Genomic DNA, 7826 nt, shown 5'->3' on the forward strand with positions numbered 1-7826 from the left:
CGCGGGTCCGGGCAGATGGGGGTGACCTGGGCGCTACTGTCTTTGGGTCGTGTGCGCCTCCACACTCACGTGCATGAGCGCCTACAGCCCCAGGATTCCGAAGCCGCAGGCGACGACTCCCGATTCCTCGCGGACGCAGGCGCGGGGAGCTGGGGCAATCCAGTGCCTGGCGGATGCCTCACCTCAGGTGAGCCGCCTCAATGCCATCCAGGACACCGCCAGCCAGAGCCCTCGTGTTCAGCGGTTGGTGCAGATGAAGGCGATGCTCCAGCACGGGGGCACCGTGCAGCGGATGCCCAGGCCGGGAGCAACCGCGCCCATCCAGATGATGCGCGTGGTCCGCTGGATGGATGCCGACAAGAAGAGTGACTACATCTCCAAGCTGGCGGCGGCCCGGCCAGACGCCTATGCCACGGCGCAGCGGGGGCTGACCCGTGGCGGGAGGGAGCAGATCCTTCAGGCGATAGACCGACATGGGCAGGGCATGCTGGGAGACAACACCCCCTTTGTCTCCGTGGCCGTCAATCCCTATTCCCTCTCCTGGGGGACAGACGACTCGGAGAGTGGCGTGGGTGATATCCTGCACGGCGCCCGACATGATGTCTGGTTCGACGTGCCTGATGAATACCTCTATCCCGGCTCCACCGAGCTGTCTCAAAGTGAGACGGAGTTGCTCGTCCTCCTGCCACCGGGTGTCAGCCTGGAGCAGTTCATCGCGACCCGAGACACGGACCAGGGCCCGCAGCAGCTGATTGAGACCAATCGGTGGCGGGGGATGTCGACCCGCGAGCGGCGGGCCGCGTTGAGGGCGATGAACCCTGAGTTCACGCGACTGGCGGTTCGCGGCTCACGTGAAGGAGAAGAGGGGTCGTTCGTGGTGAATCAAGAGCGGGTTCCGGCGCCGTGGGAGGCAGCGGCGCAGAACAATGCCGCGCTCGATTTCGGTGGGTTGCCGAGGAACCTTCAGCAGCGAGTCGTCGACCTGTCGGCCGAGAACTGGCCCAAGGGGGAAGCGGACTTCAGACGGGGGCTGCAAGGAGGTGAGGCCTGGGCGCGCGCGCATCTGGAGAGCATCCTTCGCGACAATGAGGCCGCCATTCGGAGGGCGATGTCCTAGCGAAGGTGCGTATTGTATGGTGGGGCGATGGCCCCTCCTGCCAGCTACTACGCTCGCAACGCCTTGGATGCGGAGCTGCACATTCAAGTCGAGGTTGACGGTGTCTCGCTGCCGTCCGTCACGCCAGGGGAGGCGGTGGTGGAGGGGCGGGTCGCACGGGTGTTCCGAGGTGACCCCTCCTTGCTCTCCTCGCGCATCTCCTTCGAAGTGAGCTGCCTCAGGGAGGGAGATGACTCGGGGCCGCCGGGCGAGGTGCGCTGGACAGACGCCGATGCCCTGGCAAAGGCGAAGGTCATCGAGGTGTATCTCACCCCGTGGAAGGGCGGCTACGGGGTGGTCTCCGGGCTCTCCTTTCTGCTTGAGACCGTGACGGATACGCCGCGACGTCCCTTCACCGAGGAGGACGCACGGAATCCGGCGGATGCGCCTCCGGGCTGGAGTGAGCGCCTTTCCTCCGTGGGCACGTGGTTGCTGATGCTCCTGTTCTTCGGCTCGGGGCTCGCCGGGTTCGGCTACGCTTTCTGGGCTTTGCTCAAGTGAAGGCCCGCACCCTCTCTCCGCGTTCCTTTCGGGTCCGGGGTCCAAGGAGGTTACATGCTGCAAATGCGCCCAGGCTGTGAGTGTTGTGATCTCGACCTGCCACCCGACTCGCCGGACGCCCGCATCTGCACCTTCGAGTGCACGTTCTGCGTGAGCTGCGTGACGGAGCGATTGAAGGGCGTCTGCCCCAACTGCGGCGGCGAGTTCATGCCGCGCCCGCGCCGACCCGCTGGCAAGCTCGCGGCATACCCTCCATCCACGCAGCGCGTCTTCAAGCCGCAAGGCTGTGCGCCGCGTCCCGTGGACTGAATCGACGACTCGACGTGATACTGGGGCCATGTTTGCTCGACTGGCCTCTGCCGCCGTGTTGCTCGTGTTCGTGGTGCCGTGGACGGCCGCCACGGTGAGCTGCGCCTCCATGCCCAGGCGCGGAGCCTCACCCTGCCGCCCTTCTCTGGACGGAAGACGCGGCTGGAGGTCCGGTGGCGCGACGTGCGGTCGGTCCGTGTCGAACGCCAGGTCCGCGCGTCCCAGAAGGGGCAGGTGATCCCGAGCGGAGGGCGAAGAGAGCCAGCCACCCAGGCAACCGCCGCCGGGACGCGGGCTATGCTCGACAGAAGGACACACACCTCGTTGGAGCACCCATGCAATCGCCGCTACAGAACAAGGCGCCCGCTGCCTTCTCGCTGTTGACCCTGCTGTACGTGGTGGTTGGCGTCCCCGTGAGCACCGCCTGCGTCCTCTTCTTCTCTGGTGTCTTCGTCACGTCCCTCGTGGGAGGGGGCTCCTTCAACCTGGCCGGGATGGAGTTCTGGAGCGGGGTCGCCTTCTTCGTTGGCACGCTCGCGGTGGTGGTGCTGGCCTTGCGCGCCTGGGTGCGGGTGAAGCGGGGCGCACCGAGCTTCCTCACGTTGGGCGTGACGCGCCTGGTGCCCGTTTTCATCGGACTGGGCGCCCTCGCCGCGCTTGGGATCGGAGGTTACGCGCGGGCCCTCTACGTCTCCAATGTGGAGCAGGGCGCCTCCCGCTTCTGCTGGACCTGGATGCACAATCGAGAGGTCTCCACCCCGGACTGCGAGGCCGCCGCACGCGCATGCTTCAAGGGCCGCCCCATCGACGAGAACTTCAGCTCGCACCAGCACCGGAGCGCGATGGAGACCTGCATGAAGGAGTGGTTTCAATCCCGTCAGGCGGTGAGCGGTTGAAGACGGGCGGGTGTCGTTGCCCGCGTGAAAAACCTGTGCCCCGCGTCGACGCGCTCTCTCTTCGACGTGTTCGCCTGGCTCCGCTGGTCGATGCCCCGCGCGACGCCGCTTGGCTCGCGGCGTGGCCTGTTCTTGAGAGAATCGTCGCTCAACCTTGACGGTTCCGTCCTGAACGGAGGGTGCATCTTGCGCGGGCCTGAAGACCCAGTATCCCAAGAAGGAGCCGGCAAGCTCATGTACCCCAGAAGGTTGGTGACGCTCCTCGCGGCGACGCTCACCGCGTGCATCACGATTCCCGGTGCGGCCCCTGCCGGAGACGACGCGCTCGCGTCGCGCGCGGCCGAGCAGTCCCGGTCGGAGCACACGCCGCCGCGCCGGCTCAACGTCCAGGTGGGCGCTCGTCCCTACTACCTGGTCGAGGACATGGATGAGAGCCCCCTGAAGCGCAGGCTCCAGCAGTGCTCGGAGGGACCGTTCTCCCGGACGGAGTTCTCCATTGGCCATCGCGGCGCGCCGCTCCAGTTCCCGGAGCACACGAAGGAGTCCTATGAGGCCGCCGCGCGCATGGGCGCGGGCATCCTCGAGTGTGACGTCACCTTCACGAAGGACCGGCAGTTGGTGTGCCGGCATTCACAGTGCGACCTGCACACCACGACGAACATCCTCGCCATTCCCGCGCTGGCGGCGAAGTGCACGCAGCCCTTCCAGCCCGCGGACCCCGCCACCGGCAAGTCCGCCTCCGCGCTCTGCTGCACCAGCGACATCACGCTCGCCGAGTTCAAGCAGCTGTGCGGAAAGATGGACGCGTCCAACCCCTCGGCGACCACGGTGGCGCAGTACCTGGGCGGCACGGCGCCCTGGCGCACGGACCTCTATTCCGCGTGTGGCACGGTCCTGTCCCACAAGGAGAGCATCGAGCTCTTCAAGCGCCTGGGCACGAAGTTCACTCCGGAGCTGAAGGCCCCGAGCGTCCCCATGCCATACCAGGGCACCTATACGCAGGCCGCCTACGCCCAGCAGATGCTGGACGAGTACAAGCAGGCCCGCATCCACCCGAGCCAGGTGTGGCCGCAGTCCTTCAACCTCGACGACGTGAAGTACTGGATTCAGCGCGAGCCGCAGTTCGGCAAACAGGCCGTCTACCTGGACGGGCGCTACGAGCTTCCGGGCACCCGGTTCGACCCCAACGATTCGCGCACCTGGGTGCCGAGCATGGACGAACTGGCCGCATCCGGCGTGGAGGTCATCGCGCCTCCCATCTACGTGCTGCTCACGTTGGACGCGCAGGGGCGAATCATCCCGTCCGCATACGCCAGGGCGGCGAGGGCCGCGGGCCTGGATATCATCGCCTGGTCCCTGGAGCGGGACGGCCCGCTGGCGAACGGCGGCGGCTTCTACTTCCAGTCCGTCAAGCAGGCCATCAACAACGACGGCGACATGCTCGTCGCGGTGGACGTGCTCGCCCGGCACGTGGGGGTCATTGGCATCTTCAGCGACTGGCCGGGCACGGTGACGTACTACGCCAACTGCATGGGTTTGTAGGCCACGCCCAGGAAGTTCACGGAGGAGTCGGTCCCGGAAGGCTCTGCCGAACCGGGTCAGCTTCACCGGTGGAGGCGGGGTGAGCGGCGCGTCGTTCTGACGCGCTCCCACGCCCCCTCGGTGTGACGAGGGGGCGTGGCTCGACGCTCGACGGTCAGCGGTACAGGCGGATGTCGCAGATGCGCGAGTCGCTCGTGAGGCCGGGGAACGTGCCCGCCGCGTAGAACCGGATGTAGCGCGCCGTCAGGCCACCGCCGGAGCGGTCGGTGTAGTCCTTCACGAGCGTCTGGTTCGGCGCGTACGACAGCGAGCCGCTGTCCTGCATGCCCCACTGACTCCCATTGAGGCTGATGCCCATGTACCAGCTCGGCGGGTTCGAGCTCCCGAACAGCACCTCCATCCGCTTGACGAGGTGGACCTGCCCCAGGTCGATGTAGACGGACTGCTCGTTGCCGTTGCTCGTCCACCAGCACGAGCCGAGGTCCGTGTCCGTCACGGTGTACGCCGCGATGGCGTTGATGGTCGCGTTGCCGGACGTCGCGGGAATCTTGAGCTGCACCTCGGGCGAGACGAAGAAGGGCAGGGTGACACCGAAGTGGCCGGCGTCCGCGCGGTCCACCACCTTGAGCGTCACGTTCGAGTTGCCCCAGCCGCCCGTGTAGAAGTTCCAGTCCCCCGACGTATTGGCGACGTTGGACTCACCCACCTTGGTCCACGTCGCGCCGTTGTCACGCGAGGCGTAGTAGTCCACGTTCAGCGGCGTCGGGTGGGTCCAGGAGAGCCGGACGTTGACGCCGTCGGGAGGCGGGGTGGGCAGGTGGGGCTGCCGGACGTCCAGGCCGTTGCTCACCGTCAGCGTGATTGCGTTGGAGACGACGCTCGGCTGATACGGGTCCACGACACGCCACTGCGACGTCGTCGGAAGCACCCCGGGGTCCAGCGGGATGAAGAAGTTGGAGACGGTCCCCACCGTCTGCCACCCCTGGAAGTCCGTGCCGGTGCGCGCGCGCTGGAGCACCACCGTGTCGCCGCCGCCGTTGACCAGCACCACGGGCACCGTCTGGCGGGGGTTGACCGGGTGCTCGAAGGTGATGGTGGGCTTGGCGACGGGGTTGCTCACCCAGATGGGCGCCAGGGTGACCTCGGCGTTCTCCCAGACCTGGTTGAGCGTGATGACGTAGATGGACTGATAGGGGGTGAGCGAGAAGACCTCCTTCAGGTCGATGAGGTACGGGTCCGTGTAGGTGATCGTCTTGATGGGCTCCGCGGGCTCGAAAGGGTTCCAGACCCGGAGGGTCGTCCAATTGTTGCCGGCGCCGGTGCCGTCCTTGGTCGTGCCCCAGACGGTGAAGTCGAGCCGCCGCTCCGTCGAGGCCAGCGAGAACTCGGAGCCCATGGTCCGCCCGTTGACCATGAAGAAGCCGGACGCGGGCGGCAGCGCCGTGCGGTACACCCAGCGGTTGCGCAGCGCCCTCAGGAAGTTGCCGTAGTCGAACCACTCGCCCGGGGGCAGCACGATGCCGGTGCGGCCCTGGGCGGTGTCGCGGCCATGAATCTTCTCGCGGGGGACACCGGGCTCGTCGATGTAGGGCAGCACATACGCGCCGCTCGAGTACTTGAGGTTGAACTCGAGGCCGAGCTGCGCCCGGGTGGCGGCGTGGGAGTCCGTGTTGGAGGCGGGCGCGACGCGAAAGCCGCGGCGCAGCAGCTCGAAGTACCTGTCGTTGTACTCGGCCAGCTCCACCGCGTCGCGCACGTTGCGGCGGCGGTCCGGCTCGGTGGGGAGCGTGAAGTATGCGTTTTCGTTCGGGTGGTTGAGCTGGACGTGGGTGCTCTGGAGGGGGTCGGTCGAGTAGTGGCTGAGAATCTCGTGGTGCCAGTTGTTGATGTTGTTCGTGTTGAGGTGGATGCGGCGGTTGAAGCTGTTGAAGTGGTGCTCGGGGTCGGAGCCCAGGTGGCTCTCCGTGCCCGCGAGCTGCAGCATCTCCGGCTGACCGTTCGCGTCCTGCTCCAGGCTCACCTGGCCGACGGGGTCATCCTCGTCGTAGGAGGTGTCCCAGGATGTGGTGTGGTTGCAGGTCCCGAAGAAGTCATAGCCATGGCGGAAGGCGGAGAGCAGGACCTCGTCACGCCGGATTTGCGGCGTGAAGTCGAGGCTCGTGCCTCCCATGGACGAGTGCCCTCGGGGATGGCTGTGCAGGTCTCCGACGAAGGTCTGCCAGCCGCCTCCGCCCAGCTCCTGGGCGATGCGATTGCGATAGCGCGTCTCTCGGACGGTGGGGAGCGGATAGCGGTCGGCGGAGCCGATGTTGGTGGTGTCGCCCGCGAGGCCCGGGCCTGCGGACAGGACGGTGGCCAACATCAACCAGGAACTGCGACTGCCACGACGAAACATGGGGACTTCCTCGGTCAGCACGGGGGGGCGTGGGCCCTGAGGGCCCTGCGCGGCTGACCCAGGGATTACGGAGGGACGCCGTGAACCTGGTCGTTCCGCCCCCAGTGCGACTGGAAGCCGAAGCGGGAGTGCTACACCCCGGTGTTGTCACCGGGGGGCACCGGAACGACAAGGGCCGCTACATGCAGGCCCCGCCGACCGTGACATCGGCCGGCTTCCAGCACGTCTTGTTGGGACCGCAGCCATTGCAATGGCCACCGTCGATGGGCCAGCAGGACGTGCTCGAATCCGAGATGCCGCAGCCCAGCGTCGCGCCCATCTTGCACACGAAGCCCGGCGCACACTTACTGGGGCGCCGCCGGAATGACGACATCGGACGCGGCGAAGGAGTACCAGGTCTCACCCGCATTATCGACGTACGGCGTCGTGCCCGTCAGGATGGGCGCGTGTGGAATCACGTCGAACGTGCCCGAGACGTTGTTCTTGACGAGCGGCCGGACCTCGGCGCTCGGCACGTTGTAATAGAACCCTTCGAACGCCACGTTCGTGGCCTTGCTGTCGATGACCTGATTGTCGCGGGGATAGTTGAGACACCCATTCGTACATGCGGCGAGACAAGCGACGACGAGCAGCGCCCACTGCCTCTGCTTCCGAGCCATGATGCCTCCTGAGACCGGGAGCACGTGACTCCCCGAAAGGGAACGACGCCCCCTTCGGATATTCCCCGGCGACTTCACCTCCGAGTGGGCCGTCGACATCGACCCATGCGCCTTGGTGCCGCACGACCCGGGTCACCCGAAGCAACCCTCCAGGGGCAGGCCTGCACCGGGACGCGGCACGGCGACGCCTGACGGGGTTGCACCGTCCCGCCGATACATCTCTATCGACGCAGAATGCTGCTTAGTACTACTTGATCAGATGCGGGACGGCCCGAGAGGAGGAGCGCGAGCTCCGAGTCTGCGGAGGCACAGCGGGCAATGGCCGATGCGGCGCAGCAGCAGGTGCTGAAGGCGACGTCGAACCTGGG

At 66.7% G+C, this 7826-nt stretch carries 7 protein-coding genes; 5 read left to right on the forward strand and 2 right to left on the reverse strand.

Annotated features, from left to right (window positions below):
* The first annotated feature begins 187 nt into the window (after positions 1–187).
* From LZ199_RS45275 to LZ199_RS45295, 5 genes are all read left to right on the forward strand, one after another.
* Positions 188–1117: a hypothetical protein gene (locus LZ199_RS45275; RefSeq protein WP_254000068.1), complete on the forward strand. Its 930-nt coding sequence runs from the start codon at positions 188–190 to the stop codon at positions 1115–1117.
* A gap of 27 nt (positions 1118–1144) precedes the next feature.
* Positions 1145–1657, forward strand: a complete 513-nt coding sequence (locus tag LZ199_RS45280) for an MFS transporter (protein ID WP_254000069.1) — start codon at positions 1145–1147, stop codon at positions 1655–1657.
* 54 nt (positions 1658–1711) lie between these two features.
* Positions 1712–1966, forward strand: a complete 255-nt coding sequence (locus tag LZ199_RS45285; protein WP_254000070.1) for a DUF1272 domain-containing protein — start codon at positions 1712–1714, stop codon at positions 1964–1966.
* Positions 1967–2301: 335 nt separating this feature from the next.
* On the forward strand, positions 2302–2862 hold the full coding sequence (locus tag LZ199_RS45290; protein WP_254000071.1) for a hypothetical protein: 561 nt from the start codon (positions 2302–2304) through the stop codon (positions 2860–2862).
* A 234-nt stretch (positions 2863–3096) separates the two neighbouring features.
* On the forward strand, positions 3097–4404 hold the full coding sequence (locus tag LZ199_RS45295; protein WP_254000072.1) for a glycerophosphodiester phosphodiesterase family protein: 1308 nt from the start codon (positions 3097–3099) through the stop codon (positions 4402–4404).
* A 154-nt stretch (positions 4405–4558) separates the two neighbouring features.
* Here the strand turns inward: LZ199_RS45295 and LZ199_RS45300 are convergent, their stop codons facing one another.
* Positions 4559–6799: a hypothetical protein gene (locus tag LZ199_RS45300; RefSeq protein ID WP_254000073.1), complete on the reverse strand. Its 2241-nt coding sequence runs from the start codon at positions 6797–6799 to the stop codon at positions 4559–4561.
* Positions 6800–7143: 344 nt separating this feature from the next.
* Positions 7144–7458 carry a hypothetical protein gene (locus LZ199_RS45305; protein ID WP_254000074.1) on the reverse strand — a complete coding sequence of 105 codons (315 nt, stop codon included), beginning with the start codon at positions 7456–7458 and terminating at the stop codon, positions 7144–7146.
* Positions 7459–7826: the final 368 nt, after the last annotated feature.

The sequence above is a fragment of the Myxococcus qinghaiensis genome, assembly GCF_024198215.1.
GTDB classification, from domain to species: domain Bacteria; phylum Myxococcota; class Myxococcia; order Myxococcales; family Myxococcaceae; genus Myxococcus; species Myxococcus qinghaiensis.